Raw genomic sequence first — 20,249 nt, 5'->3', positions numbered from 1 at the left:
CGGGCCAGATCTGGAGGTGAATCTGCTCGACGGCCTCCGGAGCGTCGGAGCCCTCCTCGCCCGGCTGGCGGACATTGGCCAGGTTCGCGCGCGGCGCGAACGCACATGAGACTCTTGGGGACCTCGAATCACGCGGCATCCGGTAGATAGTTGGTGCAGCCAAGGATGGCCACACGCCCAGAGGGCACCTTGACACTCGCCCCGACCACATGGTCGAAGGCGTCGACCTCACCCGGCCTACGGTCCAGGAGCGTCGTGGCCTGGTCATTCGTTGCGGCGCGATCCTCCGCCGCGATCGGTGTCAGCGTTCGGTTTCGAGGGCGTCGAGTCCGTAGGCGCCGGCTTCGACGAGTTTGTCGATTATGTCAAGGCATCGGATGCGTTGGTCGTGGGTGCCCTGGCGGTAGAGCCGCAGGACGACGGGGACCAGGTTGTAGCCCACTGCGCCGCGGTGGGTTCGGATGTCGCTCCTTGATGTTCCGAGCATGGAAATGACTCCTTCGCAGGCGTCGACGGCCTTGCTCGGGAGGGGGCCTTGGTGGTGGTGGAGTCCTGTGAGGAGTTGGCCGTAGTGGTCTGCGAAGGCGGAACTTGAGGTGAATGCCAGGATCAGGTCGTCGGCCTGCCCCGGCGCGAGGCGGTCGATCTCACCGAGAGCATGAGACGCCTTTTCGCGTACGGCAGTATCCGCGTCGTTGAAAAGCGCAGGTATCACTGTGTGACTGTCCGCAAGATTGCCCGAGAGTACTTCGGCTGCCCCTTGCCTGGCGCGAGGGGAGAGCTCTTGGAAGCTGGTGGGGACGTTGTCGAGTTGCGCTCCGCGAAGTATGGCGACGCCCCAGACTCGGCCAGCACCGGTTGCCGATTCGTCGGCCGTTTGAAGCGCCCGGGCCAGTATCGGGGCGAATCGGGCTGGGTCTTTGGACAGGACTGCGATCAGCAGGTGCTGTGCCGTGGTGGCGCTGTAGATGGCTTCATCGGACGTCGCGAAGAGCTGGTCTGCCGCGTTCAAGGCACGAAGAATGTCGCGAGTCATTAGAGCGCGGACGGCGTCTGCTGCACAGCTGCGGACGGCGACGCTGCGGTCCTTGGCCAGCTGATCGGTGAGGGTAGCCAGCGTCGGTAGGTATTGGTCGCTGTGAAAAAGAAGCGCCGCGACCGCGAGGGCGGTCTGGCCCCGGTTGGAGTTGAGCCCCGCTGTCAGCACGCGGTCAGGCACGTTCGAGTGCGCAACCGAGCTTGTCTCTGCGAGATGGGCGTCCAGATCGCCTGCACATTGCTGTAGAACGGTGATGACCTCAGGGTCGCAGAGCGCCGGAATGGTCTGTATGACATGGCAGATGGCGTACGTGACAGCCTCACCTGCGATGGAACGGGCGTGGACACACAACTGCCCCCACAGCGCGGGATCCAGGCGAGGGCCCGCGTTTCGGATGACGGCGTCGAGATAGCAGGCCGGGAATGATGCGTCGAGACTCAGGGCGAGACGTGTGAACCGTTCGGGTTCCTGTTGTGCTCGCTCTCCGAGGACCTGGGCCAGCTCGTCTGCTCCGCCTGTCAACCAGTGCCGTTCTATCTCGGGAGACGCGTGCTTGGCGAGAGCGAGTCGCCACTGGTGATCGGTCATGAGCTGGGCTTTGCCTGCTGGGATGGGGGAACCGATGCCGCTTGCTCTGAGTTCTTTGGGAGGTTGGGGCGACCAATCTGGAAACTTCCGCTGCCATTCAGCGAGCCGGCGCTGGACGGCGGGGCTTCTCCTTGTCTCGTCTACTGCCGAGAGGAGTTCGTACTGGGCCAGCCCCCACCATCTCCGTCCTTCGACGCTGCGCTCCCATCTGGAGTAGTAGTCCATGAGGGCCGAAACCAGGTTTTCCAACGCCTCGACGCTGCAGTTGACCGTCGCCGCGGCGATGAGCCCGCGTGACGCCCAACGCGTAGTGTCCAGGTACCCGAGCCGGAGATTCTCCTCAGCGGCCAGCAGCCATGCAATGGCCTCGTCGTTGTTGCCGAGCGCTGTGTGCAGTCGGCAGGCGAGGAAGCGGAGCTCCAGGGCGGGCGCGTCCAAGGCGGTGAGCTGCTCGAGGAACGTGCGTGCACTGGCTGGCTCGGCGTTCGCGAGAGATTGCAGGGCTGCGTCCAGGGCTTGGAACAGGGCGGTGTCCACGCTGTAGCCGCCTGCGTGCTGCAAGGACCACCGCCCGCCCGATGCGTAGGGTCGGCTTCGTTGCCCCACACTGGCGCTCGCGACGGTGATCACGAAGTCCAGGACTTCCTCCGTGAAGACCCGGGGAGCCCCGTGGGCGGTGGTGGTCAGGACGAAGTGGGCGCTCTGTGAATGGGTGGTCAGGTTCCCGGCATCGAAGGGGTCGCCGGCGCCGTCCTCCTCTGCCCGGTGGCGGTGGCGCCGGAGGTAGGCGCCGATCAGTCGCGCGGTGGCTTCCGGGGCGGTGCTTGCCAACGGATGGAGAAGGGACCAGAAGTCGCTGTTCACCGCAACCGTTGGTTGCACTTCGTCCAGAAGGCCCCGGGTGATGGCCTCTGCTGCAAAGTCAGCCATTTCGGGGGTGAGTGACCAGTGGACCAGCGACGCGAGGTACCGGTCCCATTCCGGAGACGCGCCGAGGTAGGGGCGGAGCAGTTCTTCGGCGCGTTGGGGTCGCTGCCGCGCCGCAACGAGCAGGACCGGCTGAATGAGGCTGCGTCGAGGCTCCGCTCGCAGCCAGCCTTCCCACCGGTCATCGTGGTCAGAGGCGTCGAACCACTTTGGCGCAGAAAGGAGTCCCCGGATTCTGCTGGCCACCAGTGTCGAGTCCCAGGCGAGGGCTTCTACGGCTTGCCAGTCTTCCGCGCGCGCTTCCATCTGCTGCAGAACGGTGAGAACGACGTCCCTCAGGTGGGGGCGTATGTCTTGTGAGGTCAGGAGTTGGATAACAACGCGGTGGAACTGACGGCGATTGTCGTCGGCCAACAGGTACTCGAGGAGTTGTCTCGTTTGAGCTCTCCGGAAGAGGTGCTGGCCGGACTCGGCGAGGAAGCCGTGGACATCTCCGCCGGAGGCAATGAAGGCTCGCGCAAAGAGGAAGTCGAAGTAGGTCTCGTGGAAGAAGCCGATCCGGTCGAGGCTTGAGCGGACCAGGACGCCAGCCGATTCCAGGACACCGACATGGGCTTGGGCGTAGTCCTCTAGAGACCCTGTTGGTGCGGTGAGGGTCTCGTTCCGGCTCATCCAAGCAACGAGGGAGCCCGTGATGCCTTTCCACACACCGGGTCCGATCTGCTCTTCGATCGCGGTGCGCTGCTCTTCGGTGTACCGCACGTACAACTCCTGCAAGGTGCGATACGGCGCGGTTCTGGCTGCAGGGGACAGCCTGCTGAAGACCGAGAAGTTGAGGGGCACTCTCAGCAACCCGAGTGTGACCGGTCCCACCTGCCCTGTGGTGATCCCGGTTGCTGCGAGGGCGTCCTGGACCGCCGCGTCGCTCAGAGCCTGCACCGGAAAACGCTCCACTCGGCTTTGCTGGGCGACGAGTCCTGACAGCCTCGGGTCCTTGCCGATGTCGACGGTGCGGGCCGCCAGGAGCACCTTCACGTTCGAGGCCGCGGAGAGTTCGCCGAGCATCTCATCGACGGCTTCGTAGGCGTCGGGCATCCGCCCGCTGTAGGTGCTTACGGCGTCCAGTTGGTCCACCACCAGGATGGCTGGCCTTCCCTCGGAGGCACTCATGAGCATCTGGGCGGGGGAGACCACCGGACCGACCTGCTGCGCGCCCAAAGCTGCGGCTGTCTGTGTCTCTGCTTTGACAGCGTCCATCGATAGGGCGACAGCGATCCACCCACGGGTTGTGAGCTTCGCGAGAACGTCTGCGACCACGGCGGACTTGCCCAGGCCCGCTCCACCCTCACACACCACGACTTGCGGACACTCCGGGGTCAAGAGCCGGGCTAGGAGGTTGTCGGTATCAGGGCGTGAAGCCATACCAAACACAGGCTGCGCACTCTGTGCTCGCCGGATGAACGGTTTTACCGTCGCACTGAGCGCAGCAAGCGTTCCAGCAGGATCTAGGTTTGGTGCCAGAGCCGTTGCCAGGAGGCGCTTATCCAGGGAAAGGCTCAGGTCACCGCCCACTCCGCTGATCTGGACCACATCGCCGTGGACCGTCGTATGGCTGACCTGCTGCGATGCCGGTCCAGGGGAGGTAGATCCGGTGCGCCAGAGCCGCGCTGCCAATCGGCGAAGCCCTTCGATCACGGCTCCTCTTCGATGTGCACGTCACCGCCAGTGTCCGAAACCTGCTCCACATGGCCGCCGACAGAACTCCCGCCCACGACCTGCCCGCTTTCCGAAATTCCTCCTGCTCCGGGTGAAGGAGGCCCTGAAGATGGGCTGGTCGGCACTCCCCGGCGCTGGATGCGTACGTTGCCCTGAGTGCCGGATACCTGGGTGACGCCTCCGCCCACCGATGCATTCTGGACCGACTGGCCAGCCTCATTCTCCCTGGCATAGCCGAGCCACCCCATGACGAAGCTGGCGATACTGAGGAGCAGGCCGAGCACACTGGACAGCTTGTCCGCCTTATCCAGGCCGACTATGGCGAAGTAGGACACGAGACCTACGACGATGGCGCTCCCGGAGCCGATCCCGATCCACTTCTGCGTACGTCCAGACACTTGGCCATCATCTCGCGCTTGGCCCCCTTGGTATAGATGCAGTTCCCAGGGGCACGGAGACTGGGCGAGCACCCAGCCGGGGACGGATGGCGCAGGTCACCGAAACCTCCCCAGAAGACCATCAACCTGGCGGCCGATCCGGCAGTGCCGCGCCCGCTACGCTCTGCCCGCGAGTGTGCGGTCGATTGCCCTCCGCCCGAGGGAGCGGCTTCCAGCCGCGCGTTGCACGGCGGGGGCTCCTCCGGCGCCAGCCCCCGCCGGTCGTGTTGCTTCATTGCTGAGCGACGCACGACTCCCTCGCTGGCTGCTCAGCCATGACGCGTACTGGTTGCCCCGCTGGTGATTCCGCCGACCAGCGCGCGCACCGCCACCTTCGAGAACAGCAACGGCCCACGGCTGATGTCCTTGGAGTCGCGCACTGCGGCGCGCTCGCCCAGTTCCGCGACTTCCACGCAGTCGTTCGCACCCCCGCTGTACGAGCTCTTCCGCCACCGCGCGTGCGGGAGATCGACGTCGTACTGGGCTGTCGTGACGTCGTGCGGGGCGGCCATGCTGGGCGTGCTCACTCTTCGAGCTCCTTGCTGATGCGTGCGATGTGGGTGCGAGTCTCCGACGGGTCGAGGGCGCTGTCTCTCAACTGATCATAGATTTCCGTGTAGTTGTCCACGTGAGGTTGATTCCCGGGAGTAGACACCGGGTTTCATGCGACGAGTGACAGAGTATGTGATGCGATCAGACGCTGTTCGAACTCGACTGGTGTGAGGTAGCCGAGCGCGGAGTGCCGACGGCGCCGGTTGTAGTACGACAGCCAGCGGAACAGCTCCAGCCGGGTCTGCGCCTTCGAGGTCCAGCGGCGGCCATGGAGCAATTCGCGCTTGAGGCCCTGGAAGAACGACTCGGCGAGGGCATTGTCATAGCTCGAGCCGACCCGGCCCATGCTGCGGCGGATGCCGTGCCGGCGGCAGACCTTGGCGAAGGCGGCCACGCCGTACTGGGCGCCCCTGTCGGTGTGAAAAACGACGCCATGGACCCGGCCGCCGCGGGTGGCCACAGCCATCTCGATCGCGTCGGTGACCAGGGAAGTCCGCATGTGGTCGGCGATTGACCAGCCCACCACCTTTCTCGAGCAGATGTCGATCACCGTGGCGAGGTAGAGCCACGACGTGCCGACGGCTATGTAGGTGATGTCGCCGCACCACCTGGTGTTCAGCGTGTCCGCGGTGAAATCGCGCATCACCAGGTCCGGCGCGGGTGGCGCGGTCCTGTCCGCGATCGTGGTGCGCTTCTTCTTGCGTAGGTGCCGGCCGACGATGTGGTTGATCCGCATCAGCCGGGTGACGCGCTTTCGGCTGATCCCGTGTCCGCGGGCACGGAGTTCGGCATGCACGCGGGGAGCGCCGTAAGCGCCATGGTGCTCGGCGTGGATGGCCCGGATCTCGGCCACGGTCCGTTTCTCCTCGGCCTGGCGCTCGGCGCGGGCCTGCTCGGTGGCCAAGTGCCGGTAGTAGCCGGCGCGAGATGTCCCGAGCACCCGGCAGATCCGCTTGACGCCGAAGTCGGCGCGGTTGTCGGAGATGAAGTCCCAGCGGTGGGGTCTCACTTCACCTCGCGAGCGAAACAGGCGGCTGCCCGGCGCAGGATCTCGCGCTCCAGGTGCCACTCCTTCTCGGCCTTGAGCAGCCGAGTGTTCTCCGCCCGCAGCCGGGCCAGCTCCTCCGCCTCACTCCCGCCCCCGTCACCGTGTCCGGACGCGGCCTGGGCCTCGTCCTTGCGGACCCACGTCCGCAGCGACTCCGCGGTGATGCCGAGATCCGCGGCCACCGCCGCGTACGTCCGCTTCCCGGCGGCGGCGCGGTAGAGCGCGACAGCGTCTTTCCGGAACTCCTCCGAATACGGAGACTTGCGTCCCACCTGGACATCCCTCCCTGAGCCATCAAGATCCATTGTCAGGGTGTCCACTCCACAGGATCAGCCTCATGTCACACCCTCGCGTCAGTCACCGAACAGGCTGTCCTGGACGAACCGGATGACATTCGCCTTCGGATAAAACAGGCCCAGCAGCATGAACGTCCGAGGATGAGCCGCCATATTGCCGACGAAGAAGTGCACGGCACGGTCGGGAGCGAAGATCGAGTCGTACCAGGTCTCCCGCAGCTTGTCCTGTACAGCGCGCTCGCCGTACTTGTGCAGGAACTTGCGGTAGGAAGCGCCGGCCTCCCAGTCCTTCAGTCCCATGTCGTGGGTGGGGCAGTCCTCGTCCGTGCAGCGGAAGCGGTAGCGGAAGTCCAGGGGTACCCATTCCAGCGGCGCCAGGTCCTGCTCGAAGAGGTCGAGTTGGCCGGCGAGTGCAGCCTTGGATTCCGACCAGGGTTCGGCCGCCGTGAGCCGAAAGCTGACCTCGGTGGGGCGGAAGATGCCCAGCGAGGTGCCACGCTCCTGCTGCTCCCTCTTGATCGCGCACAGGGACGGCGAGACCAGTGGCTCGATGTGCCTGTACCGCTGTCTCCAGTCGCCGCCCGACGGTATGGCACCCACGATCTTGAGCGTGTCGAGGTCCGGACGCAGGCTCTCGGGCCGGGGATCCTTCTTGCCGTGCGGCTCGACGTCGACCTCGATGATCGAGTACTTGGAGAACTGGGCGTCCTCGGCCAGGAGCCGGAACGGCACGGGGAAGAGGCGTACGTGCTGCGGTGCCCCCTGGTCCAGGCGTATGCCTGCCACACAACTGGTCTCGCGGTACTTGTTCGACAGCTCCGGATACGTCTTGACCGTGATCATGATGGTTGCACGCTGGCGGTTCCCTGATCGCATGGCTCCCCCTCCGCAGTTCTCCCCGATCCGATTGGAGGAGAGGCATGCGCCACTGGCAAGGGTGCGTACGCGGGGGAGGGGAAAAGTCAGGCCAGGGGTGTTACGGGTACGGCGGCCCGCTTTCGAACGGTCTCCAGGACGACCTGCCGGTGGCAGCGGCTCTCGTCCTTCTCGAAGCACAGCACCGCGACCCGGAACTGCCGGGCGTGCTCGGCGAGGCGGTCGAGATCGGACTGGGCTTCCTCGGATGCCAGCAGCCCACGGAACCGCGCCCTGCCCACTTCGAGGCGGCCGTCCCAGAACGGCTCCCGGTTGTCCTTGGGATTCCCCAGGCCACGCAGGTGGGTGTACTCGATGCCGGCCTCGGCGAGCGCCACCCCGAGGCGGGTCTTGCTGAAGCCCTTCTTGCGACTGATCGGCGTGAGCCGAACGTCCGCCACCACATCAATGCGGCTGTCGAGCAGTGAGGCGACGAAGGAGTCGATGTCCCGGCCCTCGTAGCCGACGGACCAGAGGCCAGGGGTGGCCCTGGTCTCCCGGAACAGATCATCGAGGGAGACTGCAAGAGCCCCGGCGACCGCGCCGACCGTGAAGAAACCTGGCTGGATCGCTCCCTCGCTCTCCAGGCGGCCCAGCGTTCCGACGGCGATGCCCGCTTCCTTGGCCAGCCGTTCCCGCGTCCACCCGCGGTCCTCCCGCAACGCCCGTACCCGCTGGGCGAGCGCACGGGCATGGTCGTGGGGGGATGTCGAGGGGTGACCTGCCATGTGCGGTGTTCCTAACGACCGTTGGGGCGGCCCGCCGCGGTGTTCCTGGTCAGCCACGAGCCCTGGATTCGCGAACGCGCAGGTCCGAGGGCGCGCAGGCGCCGCTCTTCCTGCGGCACTGGAGACTGCTCCCGGGAGAAGCCGACCAAGATCTTCTCCCAGATTTCTCCCAAACGATCTCCAGGAACCAGTCAGGGGCCTGATCCATCAAGTGGATCAGGCCCCTGACCTGGTACTTCAGCGTCGGGGTGGCGGGATTTGAACCCACGACCTCTTCGTCCCGAACGAAGCGCGCTGCCAAGCTGCGCTACACCCCGGTGTCGCTGCTTTGCTGCTTGTCGCGGCGACGTCGTTTACTTTAGCCCACTGGTGGCTGGAGACGAAATCCGGTTTAGGGGCGGCGTCCGACCGGGTTCGGGCGGGTGTGGTCCAGGGCTACCAGGAGGACTGCCAGGGCGTAGCAGGCGAGGCCGATGAGGAGGGCGTTGGCGAAGGTGGCTCGGTAGCTGTGCTGCTCGGCGTCCAGGAAGGGGTAGAGGTAGCGGCCCGGCGTGCCGGGAAGGACCAGCTCGGCCCGGACGAGGGTGAAGGCCAGGTAGGCCAGGGGATACAGCATCCACGCCGTCGTCTGGCGGAGGTGGAGTCGGCCCGGGGGTGTGAGGATCAGCCAGTCCAGGAGCGCTGCCGCGGGGGCCGCCGTGTAGAGGAGCTGCAGGGCCAGCCACTGCCCGTGCCAGGCCACCGGAAGGTGCGTCGAGCCCGTCATCGAGAACGGGGGAGTCGTGTGGCCCAGCAGCAGGTGGTAGACCAGCGACGAGACCACGGCGTAGAGAAGTGCAGCGCCGGTCAGGGACGAGGGCAGCGGACGGCCCGCCAGCCAGGCCCGGCGGGCCGAGGCGAGGCTGACCAGGGCGAGGAGTATCGCCGCCTGTACTCCGAAGTAGCTCAGGATCCGGTCCGAGCTGCCCAGCAGCAGTTCCAGCCCCACACCCGCCGACGCCAGCACGGCCGTCAGGAGACGGAACGCGGCGGTCACGGGGCGGCGGACGGGGGCGACCACGGCCGTCGCCGGAACGTGTCCGGGTATGAGTACGGGCGTGCCCGGGACCGCGGGGAGGTCGGGAATGTCCCTGGGTATCGGAGGAGTCGTCATGCCCCCAAATTATGGATAAAGGGGCATGTGCGGCATTTCGGTCTACGCCGAGTGGGTTATTCCCTTGTTCCGGTCGTCGAGTGTTCCGGTCCTTGAGCCGTCGGGCCTACCCGCGCTCCACCAGCGTCAGCAGCGTCGCCTCCGGTGGGCAGGCGAAGCGGACCGGGGTGTAGCGGTTCGTGCCGCAGCCCGCGGAGACGTGCAGGTAGGAGGTGCGGCCCTCGGCCGTGTGCGTGGACAGGCCCTTCACCCGGTCCGCGTCCAGGTCGCAGTTGGTGACCAGGGCGCCGTAGAAGGGGACGCAGAGCTGGCCGCCGTGGGTGTGGCCGGCCAGGACCAGGGGGTAGCTGTCCGCCGTGAAGGAGTCCAGGACGCGCAGGTACGGGGCGTGCACGACGCCCATCGAGAAGTCCGCCGTGTCGGACGGACCGCCCGCCACCTGCGGATAGCGGTCGCGCTTGATGTGCGGGTCGTCCAGCCCCGTCAGCTCGACCGTGGCGCCCTCGATCTTCAGGGTGCCCCTCGTGTTCGTGAGGTTCAGCCAGCCCGCCCCGTCGAAGCCGTCCCGCAACTCCTCCCAGTCGATGTGGATCGCGCCGACGACCGGCGGGTTGCCGTTCAGCCCGTGCTTGCCGTTCACCTTCTCCAGCAAGTAGCGGGCGGGGTTGCGGGGCTTGGGGCCGTAGTAGTCGTTGGAGCCGAAGACGTACGCGCCCGGGAACTCCATCAGGGGGCCCAGCGCGTCCAGTACCTCCGGGATGGCCTCCGGGTCGGACAGGTTGTCACCCGTGTTGATCACGAAGTCCGGGCGCAGGCCCGCCAGCGACTGCAGCCAGCGCTGCTTCTTGCGCTGGCCGCTCACCATGTGGATGTCGGACACCTGGAGCACGCGCAGCGGACGCATCCCCGGCGGGAGGACCGGGACCGTCACCCGGCGCAGGCGGAAGGAACGGACCTCGTAGCCGGCCGCGTACAACACACCCGCGGCGCCGAACGCCGCGATTCCCAGGGGTACTCCGTATCGAGCGCGCATATGGCCATCGTGTCAGACCGAGCGGGCGCTCAGAGACCGGGCGGTACGTGAGGTGGGTAAATCGGCGGGCGTCGGGCGTGCGGCACCTGCGACAATCGGTGCCATGACCACCACGCTCAAGTCGAAGCTGCAGGACGACCTCAACGCCGCGATCAAGGGACGTGACGAGCTCCGCTCGGCCACGCTCCGGATGACGCTCGCCGCGATCACCAACGAAGAGGTCGCTGGCAAGGAGAAGCGCGAGCTCTCCGACGACGAGGTGCTCAAGGTGATCGCCAAGGAGGCGAAGAAGCGCCGGGAGGCGGCCGAGGCCTTCACCCAGGGCGGCCGCGCCGAGAGCGCCGAGCGGGAGAAGGCGGAGGGCGAGGTCCTCGCCGGTTACCTGCCGAAGCAGCTCAGCGACGAGGAGCTGGAGGGGATCGTCGCCCAGGCCGTCGAGGAGGCGAAGGCGGCGGGCGCCGAGGGGCCGCGGGCCATGGGCGCCGTGATGAAGATCGTGAACCCGAAGGTGGCCGGCCTGGCCGAGGGCGGCCGGGTCGCCGCCGCCGTGAAGAGGCGGCTCCAGGGCTGAGCGAGCAGCGGCAGGCGGTACGACGGCGGGGCCGCACCTCTTCCGAGAGGTGCGGCCCCGCCGTCGTACCGGGTCGGAGCTGAGGATCAGCCCCTTCCCGGGCTGAGGATCAGCCCCGGTTCCCGCCGTTCCCGTTGTGGCCCCCGTTCGTGTTCCCCTGGATGAAGCCGGCGGGGAGGGAGAAGGTCGGGTTCGGGTTGGGGCCGCCGTTCGTCGAGCCGTCCGTCGTGCCGCCGTTGTCGTTGCCGCCGATGAGACCGCCGATCAGGCCGCCGTTGTCGTTGCCGCCGTTGTCGTTGCCGCCGTTCCCGTTGTCGTTCCCGTGGCCCTTGTCGTGGTTGTTCTCGTCCGGGATGTCCACGAGGTTGAAGGACTCGTCGGCCTTGCCCTCCAGGGCGCCCGCCATGGCGTCCTTCCAGATCGGGCCCGGGGTGTCGGCGCCGAAGACCTCGGAGTGGTAGACGCCGCCGATGGTGATGTTGGTCATCTCGACGTTCTGCTTGGCGCTGCCGACCCAGACCGCGCCCGCGAGGTTGGGCGTGTAGCCGACGAACCAGGCGTTCTTGCGGGCGTCGGTCGTACCCGTCTTGCCCGCGCTCTCCCGGTCGTCGAGGCCGGCCTGCTGACCGGTGCCGGAGTCGATCACGCCGCGCAGCAGGGTGTTGATCGTGTCGGCGGTCTTCTCGCTCATCGCCCGCGAGCAGGTCGACCTGGGGACCGGGAGGGACTTCTGCTCGTTGCCCACCTTCTGGGTGATCGACTCGATGGCGACCGGTGTGCAGTACATGCCCCGGTCGGCGAAGGCCGCGTACGCGCTCGCCATGGTCAGCGGGGAGAGGCCGATCGCGCCGAGGGCGATGGACGGGGTCTGCGGCAGCTTCGAGCCGTCGCCCTGGTGGACGTGGAGCGAGTCGGTCATCTTGACCACCGGGCACAGGCCGATGTCGGAGATCAGCTGGACGAAGTAGGTGTTGATGGACTTCGCCATCGCCTTCTTCATCTGGTACGGCCCGACCTCGGACTCGTTCTCGTTCTCGACCTGCTCGTTCTCCGTGTTGACCCACTGCTTGCCGTCGCACTGCTGCACGGGGCTCGGGTAGTTCATCTTGTACGGCGCCGAGTACTCCTGCGTCGCCGGCTTGCCGCCCTCGATGGCGGCCGCGGCCACGAACGGCTTGAACGTCGAACCCGTCGGGAAGCCGTAGTTGGAGCCGCCGTAGTCCCGGTCGACCGAGAAGTTGTACTCGGTCTCGTTCTTGTTGTAGCCGTACGGCTTCGACTGGCCCATCGCCAGGATCTTGCCGGTGCCGGGCTCCACGAGGGTGGCGGCGGCCGCGACCGAGTCGGACTTGTAGACGTGGTCCTTGATCGAGGCCTGCACCGAGTCCTGGGCCTGCGGGTCCAGGGTGGTGCGGATGGTCAGGCCGCCCTGGTTCCAGAGCTTGGCGCGCGCCTCGCGGGTCTTGCCGAAGGTCGGGTCGGTCAGGAAGACGTTCTCCACGTACTTGCAGAAGAACCCGGCGCCCTTGACCGCGGTGATGCAGCCGTTCTTCGGCTGGGTGACGTGCAGGCCGAGCGGGGCCTCCTTGGCCTTGTCGGCCTCCGCCTGGGAGATGTCGCCGAGTTGGGCCATGCGCTCGAGCACGACGTTGCGCCGCTTGGTGGCCTCGGCCTCGTCGTTGACCGGGTCGTAACGGCTCGGCGACTGCACGATGCCGGCCAGCAGGGCCGACTGCTGGAGGTTGAGGTCCTTGGCGTGCTGGGAGAAGTAGCGCTGGGAGGCGGCCTCGACGCCATAGGCCTGCTCGCCGAAGAAGGTGATGTTCAGGTAGTTCTCGAGGATCTTCTTCTTGCCGAGCTTCTCCTCCAGCTGGATCGCGTACTTCAGCTCCTTGACCTTGCGGCCGAGGGTCTGCTGGGTGGCCTCGGCGACCTTGGTCGGGTCGTCGCCGGCCTCCTCGATGAAGTAGTTCTTCACCAGCTGCTGGGTGAGCGTGGACGCGCCCTGGGCGACCCCGCCGCTCTGCGCGTTCTTGTTCAGCGCGCGCAGCACGCCCTTCAGGTCGATGGCGCCGTGCTGGTAGTAGCGCGAGTCCTCGATCGCGACGATCGCCTTCTGCATGTACGGCGAGATGTCCTTGAGCTCCACCACCGTGCGGTCACGGGAGTAGACCTGGGCGATCTTGTTGCCCTTGCTGTCGAGGATGGTGGTGCGCTGGCTCAGCTGCGGGCTCTTCAGGTTGGCCGGGATGTCGTCGAAGCCCTGGACCGAGCCCTTGGCCGCGAGGCCCAGGGCCCCGGCCGCGGGCAGTGCGATGCCCGCCATCACGGCTCCCGCGAGCACACTGACACCGAGGAACTTGGCGGCCTGCTGTGTGGTCGACAGACCACCGCCCGAGCGCTTCTTTGGCATGGAGGCAGCCTAATCCGTAGTCCTGGCGGTTCCGGGGGAGCGGGTGGCTCTCGGGATGTTCGAGTGCAGGATCGTGACATAGCGGGCGACCCGGCTCACCCGACCGACCGCACGGGATGCTGTGCCCGCCGGCACGCCGACATGAACGGTCTACCGCGTCATTCGCCGGACACGCGTACAGGCCTTGGCCTAAGCTGCTCTCAACTGTCACAGCAGTGCGGCCACGTATCAATACGTCCGGCGACCCCGAATCGTTCCGGAACCTGCCCGTTTTTTTTCGGGTGAGGTGTTGATGGTGTGTCCGAATCCGCCTCGTGTGTCACTCGGCGTCCGTTGTGACGTACCACGGCTGTCCCGGTTTGCCGCGATCATCACGCATGTCGTCAGCTCACTCCCGCGGGTGATCTGCCGCTTACCCATAGTCCGTTCGGGCCATTCAAGATTGGGCCCGAAGGGGGTGTTGCGCTGTGCCCACCTTCCGTAACGTCCTCAACTGGCGGCGGTGAATATGCCGCTGCCGCCGTGGGGGAGCCTCGATTCGGGAGAGGACGGCGCCGGTATGGGCTGGGTAACCGACTGGAGTGCGCAGGCTGCCTGCCGCACTACCGATCCGGATGAACTGTTCGTTCAGGGAGCAGCGCAGAACAGGGCCAAGGCGGTGTGCACCGGATGTCCGGTACGCACGGAATGCCTGGCCGACGCGCTGGACAATCGCGTCGAGTTCGGCGTGTGGGGAGGCATGACGGAGCGGGAGCGTCGCGCGCTGCTGCGCCGACGGCCCACCGTGACCTCCTGGCGCAGGCTCCTGGAGACAGCGCGCTCGGAGTACGAGCGGGGGACCGGAATCGTCCCCCTCGACAGCGACGAGGTGTACGAGAACTACGCGGCCGTGAGCTAGACCGGTCGGGTCTGCGCACAGACCGGACAGGTCGACGACAGGGCTACGGCAGTTCCGGCCGGCCGGCCGCGAGCCGGTCACCGATGTCCCGCAGCCCCGTGAGGTCGTGCACGTCGCCGGGCAACGCGGCCACCTCCACCACGGCCACCTCGGGGTGGCGCGCGGTGAAGCGGTCACGTGTGCGCTGCTCGCGGGAGAGCAGGTGCATGCGCTCGGCGTGCAGCCTCAGCAGGGCTGCGGTGAGCTGGTCGACGGTGCGGTCCGGGTTTTCTGACGACGGCGCTTCTGACGACGGTCCTTGTGACGGCGGTCCTTCTGACGAGGGGGATTCGTCAGTCGTGTCCGCAGCCGAGTCCATAGTCGTGTCCGTGGGCCCTGACGAGGGGGGTCCGTCGGGCCGGGACTCGGACGGCGCAGGCGCGGGTGATTCAGAACTGCCGTACGTGTCGGGAGAGTTACGAAGTCCAGCTTTCCCGCCACCCTGATCGACAATGCGGGGCTCCTCAAGATTTTCCGCGGCGGCGAGCGCACGCTCGGCCGACAGCCGCTCGGCGCCGCTGCCGTGGACCCGGTTGAGGACCAGACCGACCAGCGGCATGTCCTCCGCGGCCAGCCGCTCCACGAAGTAGGCGGCCTCGCGCAGCGCGTCCCGCTCCGGAGCCGCCACCACGAGGAACGCCGTACCCGGCGCCTGAAGCAGCTTGTACGTCGCGTCCGCGCGGGTGCGGAACCCGCCGAACGTCGTGTCCATCGCCGCCACGAACGTCTGCAGGTCCTTCAGCAGCTGCCCGCCGAGCAGCTTGCCGAGTGTGCCGGTCATCATCGACATGCCGACGTTCAGGAAGGCCATGCCCGCACGGCCGCCGAGCTTCGCCGGGGCCGTCAGCAGCCGGATCAGCCGGCCGTCCAGGAAGGAGCCGAGCCGCTTCGGCGCGTCCAGGAAGTCCAGGGCGGAGCGGGAGGGCGGGGTGTCGACCACGATCAGGTCCCACTCGTCCCGGGCCCGCAGCTGGCCCAGCTTCTCCATCGCCATGTACTCCTGCGTGCCCGCGAAGCCCGCCGAGAGCGACTGGTAGAAGGGATTGGCCAGGATGGCGGCCGCTCGCTCGGCGTCCGCGTGCGCCTCCACGACCTCGTCGAAGGTGCGCTTCATGTCGAGCATCATGGCGTGCAGTTCGCCGGGGCCCTCGGTGCCCTTCACCCGCCGCGGCACGTTGTCCAGCGAGTCGATGCCCATGGACTGCGCGAGCCGCTTGGCCGGGTCGATGGTCAGCACGACGACCTTGCGGCCCCGCTCGGCCGCCCGCAGGCCCAGGGCCGCCGCCGTGGTGGTCTTCCCGACGCCGCCCGAGCCGCAGCACACCACGATCCGGGTCTCCGGGTCGTCCAGCAGCGGATCGACGTCGAGCGCGGGCGCGTGCGACAGGCGACGGGCGTCGTCCTGCGCCTTGGCCGGGTCCGGAGTCATGACATCCCCTGTTTCCGCAGTTCGCGGGCGAGTTCGTACAGGCCCGCCAAGTCCATCCCCTCGGCGAGCAGCGGCAGTTCGTGCCGCTCCAGGTCCAGCTCGGCGAGGACCGCGCGCTGCTCGTGCTCCAGCGCGTACCGCTCGGCGTACTCGGCGGCCTGCGTGAGCAGCGGGTCCACCAGCTGCTCGGCCTTCCCGCCGCGCCGCGCCCCGCCGAGCCCGGCCGCCGACAGCGTCTGCGCCACGGCGGTGCGCGGCACGGTCCGTACGAGTTCCAGATCGGCGGCGTCCAACACCTCCGGCCGGACCATGTTCACGATGACCCGGCCCACCGGCAGCCGCGCGGCCCGCAGTTCGGCGATGCCGTCGGCGGTCTCCTGGACCGGCATCTCCTCCAGCAGGGTGACCATGTGCACGGCCGTCTCCTTGGACTTCAGCACCCGCATCACGGCCTGCGCCTGATTGTGTATCGGGCCGATCTTGGCCAGCCCGGCCACCTCGTCGTTGACGTTCAGGAAGCGGGTGATGCGGCCGGTCGGCGGGGCGTCCATGACGACGTAGTCGTAGACGAAGCGCCCGGCCTTGTCCTTCCGGCGCACCGCCTCGCACGCCTTGCCGGTCAGCAGCACGTCCCTGAGGCCGGGCGCGACGGTGGTGGCGAAGTCGATCGCGCCGAGCTTCTTCAGCGCCCGGCCGGCCCCGCCGAGCTTGTAGAACATCTGGAGGTAGTCCAGAAGGGCCAGTTCGGGATCGATGGCGAGCGCGTAGACCTCACCGCCTCCCGGCGCCACCGCGATTTTTCGCTCTTCGTAGGGCAACGCCTCCGTCTCGAAAAGCTGGGCGATGCCCTGCCGGCCCTCGACCTCCACGAGAAGCGTCCGCTTCCCCTCGGTCGCGAGGGCCAGCGCGAGTGCGGCGGCGACCGTCGTCTTTCCGGTCCCGCCCTTGCCGCTGACGACCTGGAGCCTGCTCACATCTTCGAGACTAACCAGTCGGCCCGACACTCACGCGGGAGGCTGTGGATAACCGTGCGTGCGGTGGGCCACGTGTCCCGTCCGTCACAGCGGATACAGTCGGCCCCATGACCAAGTGGGAATACGCAACCGTGCCGCTGCTCGTCCATGCCACGAAGCAGATTCTGGACACCTGGGGCGAGGACGGCTGGGAGCTCGTCCAGGTCGTCCCCGGGCCCAACAACCCCGAGCAGCTCGTGGCCTACCTGAAGCGGGAGAAGCCGTAATGGGCGCCGTGGAGGCCAAGCTGGCCGAACTCGGTCTCACGCTGCCGGCGGTCGTCCCGCCGCTCGCCGCCTACCAGCCGGCCGTACGGTCCGGTGCGTACGTTTACACCTCCGGCCAGCTGCCGATGGTGGACGGCAAGCTCCCGGTCACCGGCAAGGTGGGCGCCGAGGTCACCGCCGAGGAGGCCAAGGAGCTGGCCCGCGTCTGCGCGCTGAACGCCCTGGCCGCCGTGAAGTCCGTCGCCGGTGACCTGGACCGCGTCGCGCGCGTCGTGAAGGTCGTCGGCTTCGTCGCCTCCGCGACCGACTTCACCGGGCAGCCGGGCGTGATCAACGGCGCCAGCGAACTGCTCGGGGAGGTCCTCGGCGACAAGGGCGTGCACGCGCGCAGCGCGGTGGGCGTCGCGGTGCTGCCGCTGGACGCGCCGGTCGAGGTCGAGGTCCAGGTCGAGCTGGAGCCGTAGCCGTAGCCGACCGGACCGGAGCCGCAGGGCGATCCTCAGCCGACCGGACCGGAGCCGCAGGGCGATCCTCAGCCGACCGGACCGGCGCCGCAGGGGTGATCCTCCGCCGGAGCACCTCTCGAACATTCGCTCCCCACGGGATAGCCTCCGGTAATGGCCGATGGACAGTGGTATCCCCCCGAGTGGCCGGACCGCATCCGCGCACACGCGGAAGGCACCCTCGTGCCGGTGGCCCCGAAGCGCGCGGCCACCGTGCTGCTCCTGAAGGACACCCCGGACGGTCCCGTCGTCCACATGCTGCGCAGACGCGCCTCCATGGCCTTCGCCGGAGGCGCGTACGCGTATCCGGGCGGCGGTGTCGACCCGCGCGACGACGACCACCTGGTCCGCTGGGCGGGCCCCACGCGCGCGTGGTGGGCCGACCGGCTCGGCGTCGACGAGGCGGGCGCCCAGGCGATCGTCTGCGCGGCCGTCCGGGAGACGTACGAGGAAGCAGGCGTGCTGCTCGCCGGCCCCGCCCCGGACGCCGTCGTCGGGGACACCACCGGGGACGACTGGGAGGCCGACCGCGCGGCCCTGGTCGCCCGTGAGCTGTCCTTCGCCGAGTTCCTGGACCGGCGGGGCCTGGTCCTGCGCTCGGACCTGCTGGGCCCCTGGACGCGCTGGATCACCCCGGAGTTCGAGAGCCGCCGCTACGACACCTGGTTCTTCGTCGCCGCCCTGCCCGCGGGCCAGCGCACCCGCAACGCCTCCACCGAGGCCGACCGCACGGTGTGGATCCGCCCCGCGGAGGCCGCCGCCGGCTACGACAAGGGCGAACTCCTGATGATGCCGCCCACCATCGCGACGCTGCGCCAGCTCCTGCCGTACGGCACGGCCGCCGAGACGCTCGCGGCGGCGCCGGCGCGGGACATGACCCCGGTGCTGGCCAGCGCCCGGCTGGCGGACGGCGAGATCGTCCTGACCTGGCCCGGCCACGACGAGTTCACCAAGCGCATACCGACCGACCTGACGACCGGTGGAGCCCGACCATGACGGACGCAGCAGCCCTGCCCGGCCAGCCGCGCGGCGGAGTCCTCCCGGGGCCCGCCACCGTGCGGGCCGTCAACGTGCTGGCGCCCAACGCCTCCGCGATGACCCTGGACGGCACCAACACCTGGATCGTTGCCGAGCCCGACTCCGACCTGGCCGTCGTGATCGACCCGGGCCCGCTGGACGACGGCCACCTCAAGAACGTCGTCGACACGGCCGAGAAAGCCGGCAAGCGCGTCGCGCTCACCCTGCTCACCCACGGCCACCCGGACCACGCCGAGGGGGCCGCACGGTTCGCGGAACTGACCGGCACGCGCGTGCGTGCGCTCGATCCGGCGCTGCGGCTCGGCGAGGAGGGCCTGGCCGCCGGAGACGTGATCACGACCGGTGGGCTCGAGCTGCGGGTCGTGCCGACCCCGGGCCACACCGCGGACTCCCTCAGCTTCCACCTCCCGGCCGACCGCGCGGTCCTGACCGGCGACACCATCCTGGGGCGCGGTACGACGGTCGTGGCGCACCCGGACGGCCGTCTCGGCGACTACCTGGACTCGCTGCGCCGACTGCGCTCGCTGACGGTCGACGACGGCGTCCACACGGTCCTGCCGGGCCACGGCCCGGTCCTGGAGGACGCCCAGGGCGCCGTCGAGTTCTACCTGGCCCACCGCGCCCACCGGCTGGCCCAGGTCGAGACGGCCGTCGAGAACGGCCACCGCAGCCCCGCCGAGGTCGTCGCCCACGTCTACGCCGACGTGGACCGCTCTCTGTGGCCGGCGGCGGAACTGTCGGTGCGCGCCCAGCTCGACTACCTGACCGAGCACGGGCTGATCCAGTCAGAGATCTAGACCTGGAGCTTCCGGAGGTCTGGAGCTGGAGCGGCGCCGGGTGGAGCTCTAGTCCCAGCCGTCCGGCCGGGGCGCCCTCGCGCCGTGCACGCGCGCGTATTCGTCCGCCAGCCAGGGGCCGAGGTCGTCCACGTACGACCGCAGCACGGCACGGTCGCCGACCGGCTCGGACCCCAGCACGGCCGCCCGGCGCAGCTGCTCGGCCCGCTCCGGGTAGTAGCGGGCGAACGCCTCGGCCATCTCCCGCAGATCGCTGGTCCAGCCGTTCCAGCGGGGCATGACGAGGGTGAAACCGGTGCGGACGAGATTTCGTGACATGAAGCGCACCAGGGGCCGCAGGGCCTCCTCGGTGCCGTCCGTGGCCGCGATCCGCTCCTGCCAGCGCGGCAGGTACCGGGCCAGGTCGCCGTTGGTCTCGCGGGCGAGCAGCGAGTCGGGGCGGTAGCGGGGCAGGAACTCGGCGAGATCCTCGCCGAGCAGGGGGGTGCAGAGGCAGGCCACGAACCAGCCGAGGTCGTACCGCTCCGGCTCGCTCAGCACTCTCGCGCGGGAGTGGAGCAGGGTCCCGACCCCGTCGATCTCCGGGAACTCCTTGTCGACGGCCTCGCCGAGCACCCGGGCCGCGTCCCGGTCGGCGTCGGTCGGCTCCTCGCTCAGCACGACCACCAGATCCAGGTCGCTGCGCCCCACGCGCGCGGTGCCGCGCGGAATCGACCCGTAGAGGTAGGCGCTGTCCAGGCGCGCCCCGAAGACGTCCAGGAGCCGGTCGCGGGCGGCGGCGACCACGGGGCGGAAGACGTGCGGCACGCGCGCGTGCGAGCCCTCGCGCTCGATGAAGCCAAGGGGGTCGAGGCCCCGGGACGCGACTTTTTCAGACATGGGGAACCAC

18 protein-coding genes and 1 tRNA gene are annotated in these 20,249 nt (G+C 68.3%); 6 read left to right on the top strand and 13 right to left on the bottom strand.

Going from position 1 to position 20,249, the window contains the following annotated elements; translation table 11 throughout:
- Positions 1-301: 301 nt before the first annotated feature.
- From BLW82_RS19405 to BLW82_RS19365, 9 genes are all read right to left on the bottom strand, one after another.
- The gene (locus tag BLW82_RS19405; protein ID WP_143063689.1) at positions 302-3,976 is read right to left on the bottom strand and encodes a hypothetical protein; all 3,675 of its coding nucleotides are present in this window, start codon (positions 3,974-3,976) and stop codon (positions 302-304) included.
- Between the two features lie 269 nt (positions 3,977-4,245).
- Positions 4,246-4,668: a hypothetical protein gene (locus tag BLW82_RS19400; protein ID WP_218162376.1), complete on the bottom strand. Its 423-nt coding sequence runs from the start codon at positions 4,666-4,668 to the stop codon at positions 4,246-4,248.
- 308 nt (positions 4,669-4,976) lie between these two features.
- Positions 4,977-5,234 carry a DUF397 domain-containing protein gene (locus BLW82_RS19395; RefSeq protein ID WP_371131354.1) on the bottom strand — a complete coding sequence of 86 codons (258 nt, stop codon included), beginning with the start codon at positions 5,232-5,234 and terminating at the stop codon, positions 4,977-4,979.
- A gap of 134 nt (positions 5,235-5,368) precedes the next feature.
- Positions 5,369-6,579, bottom strand: a protein-coding gene (locus tag BLW82_RS19390; RefSeq protein ID WP_093500178.1) for an IS3 family transposase whose coding sequence is annotated in 2 segments (ribosomal slippage) — positions 5,369-6,333 and positions 6,333-6,579 — 1,212 coding nt in all. Because the reading frame shifts where the segments join, the coding sequence is not laid out codon by codon here.
- Positions 6,580-6,660: 81 nt separating this feature from the next.
- Entirely contained in the window at positions 6,661-7,446 is a 786-nt protein-coding gene (locus BLW82_RS19385) for a hypothetical protein (protein WP_093500176.1), read from the bottom strand.
- Between the two features lie 119 nt (positions 7,447-7,565).
- Positions 7,566-8,246 carry a DUF488 family protein, N3 subclade gene (locus BLW82_RS19380; protein WP_093500174.1) on the bottom strand — a complete coding sequence of 227 codons (681 nt, stop codon included), beginning with the start codon at positions 8,244-8,246 and terminating at the stop codon, positions 7,566-7,568.
- Positions 8,247-8,489: 243 nt separating this feature from the next.
- Positions 8,490-8,563, bottom strand: a tRNA-Pro gene (locus tag BLW82_RS19375).
- Positions 8,564-8,637: 74 nt separating this feature from the next.
- Positions 8,638-9,399 carry a Pr6Pr family membrane protein gene (locus BLW82_RS19370; protein WP_093500172.1) on the bottom strand — a complete coding sequence of 254 codons (762 nt, stop codon included), beginning with the start codon at positions 9,397-9,399 and terminating at the stop codon, positions 8,638-8,640.
- Positions 9,400-9,505: 106 nt separating this feature from the next.
- On the bottom strand, positions 9,506-10,432 hold the full coding sequence (locus BLW82_RS19365) for a metallophosphoesterase (RefSeq protein ID WP_093500170.1): 927 nt from the start codon (positions 10,430-10,432) through the stop codon (positions 9,506-9,508).
- A 103-nt stretch (positions 10,433-10,535) separates the two neighbouring features.
- Here BLW82_RS19365 and BLW82_RS19360 point away from each other — a divergent pair, with 103 nt between their 5' ends.
- Positions 10,536-11,003: a GatB/YqeY domain-containing protein gene (locus tag BLW82_RS19360; RefSeq protein ID WP_093500168.1), complete on the top strand. Its 468-nt coding sequence runs from the start codon at positions 10,536-10,538 to the stop codon at positions 11,001-11,003.
- A gap of 109 nt (positions 11,004-11,112) precedes the next feature.
- Here BLW82_RS19360 and BLW82_RS19355 read toward each other — a convergent pair whose 3' ends face one another.
- On the bottom strand, positions 11,113-13,416 hold the full coding sequence (locus BLW82_RS19355; RefSeq protein ID WP_093500166.1) for a transglycosylase domain-containing protein: 2,304 nt from the start codon (positions 13,414-13,416) through the stop codon (positions 11,113-11,115).
- Between the two features lie 559 nt (positions 13,417-13,975).
- Here BLW82_RS19355 and wblA point away from each other — a divergent pair.
- The gene (gene wblA, locus BLW82_RS19345; RefSeq protein ID WP_132856581.1) at positions 13,976-14,314 is read left to right on the top strand and encodes a transcriptional regulator WblA; all 339 of its coding nucleotides are present in this window, start codon (positions 13,976-13,978) and stop codon (positions 14,312-14,314) included.
- Positions 14,315-14,357: 43 nt separating this feature from the next.
- Here the strand turns inward: wblA and BLW82_RS19340 are convergent, their stop codons facing one another.
- Both BLW82_RS19340 and BLW82_RS19335 read right to left on the bottom strand, forming a co-directional pair.
- Complete coding sequence (locus tag BLW82_RS19340; protein ID WP_093500164.1) at positions 14,358-15,782, bottom strand: ATPase BagB; 1,425 nt, start codon at positions 15,780-15,782, stop codon at positions 14,358-14,360.
- Positions 15,779-16,756 carry an ATPase BagA gene (locus tag BLW82_RS19335; protein WP_093500162.1) on the bottom strand — a complete coding sequence of 326 codons (978 nt, stop codon included), beginning with the start codon at positions 16,754-16,756 and terminating at the stop codon, positions 15,779-15,781. Before BLW82_RS19335 ends, BLW82_RS19340 begins: the two co-directional genes overlap by 4 nt.
- Before the next feature lie 107 nt (positions 16,757-16,863).
- Here BLW82_RS19335 and BLW82_RS19330 point away from each other — a divergent pair, with 107 nt between their 5' ends.
- From BLW82_RS19330 to BLW82_RS19315, 4 genes are all read left to right on the top strand, one after another.
- A complete protein-coding gene (locus BLW82_RS19330) occupies positions 16,864-17,022 on the top strand; it encodes a Sp36 family protein (RefSeq protein ID WP_019992579.1) in 159 nt (52 codons plus the stop codon).
- A complete protein-coding gene (locus BLW82_RS19325; protein ID WP_093500161.1) occupies positions 17,022-17,486 on the top strand; it encodes a RidA family protein in 465 nt (154 codons plus the stop codon). The genes BLW82_RS19330 and BLW82_RS19325 overlap by 1 nt, the downstream gene beginning before the upstream one ends.
- A 153-nt stretch (positions 17,487-17,639) precedes the next feature.
- Positions 17,640-18,521, top strand: a complete 882-nt coding sequence (locus BLW82_RS19320; protein WP_093500159.1) for an NUDIX hydrolase — start codon at positions 17,640-17,642, stop codon at positions 18,519-18,521.
- Positions 18,518-19,360: an MBL fold metallo-hydrolase gene (locus tag BLW82_RS19315; RefSeq protein WP_093500157.1), complete on the top strand. Its 843-nt coding sequence runs from the start codon at positions 18,518-18,520 to the stop codon at positions 19,358-19,360. Before BLW82_RS19320 ends, BLW82_RS19315 begins: the two co-directional genes overlap by 4 nt.
- Before the next feature lie 48 nt (positions 19,361-19,408).
- On the opposite strand, the gene BLW82_RS19310 is transcribed toward BLW82_RS19315, so the two are convergent.
- On the bottom strand, positions 19,409-20,239 hold the full coding sequence (locus BLW82_RS19310) for a nucleotidyltransferase domain-containing protein (RefSeq protein ID WP_093500155.1): 831 nt from the start codon (positions 20,237-20,239) through the stop codon (positions 19,409-19,411).
- Positions 20,240-20,249: the final 10 nt, after the last annotated feature.

It is taken from the genome of Streptomyces sp. Ag109_O5-10 (genome assembly GCF_900105755.1).
GTDB lineage: Bacteria > Actinomycetota > Actinomycetes > Streptomycetales > Streptomycetaceae > Streptomyces.
This window is presented reverse-complemented; position numbering and strand designations above follow the sequence as displayed.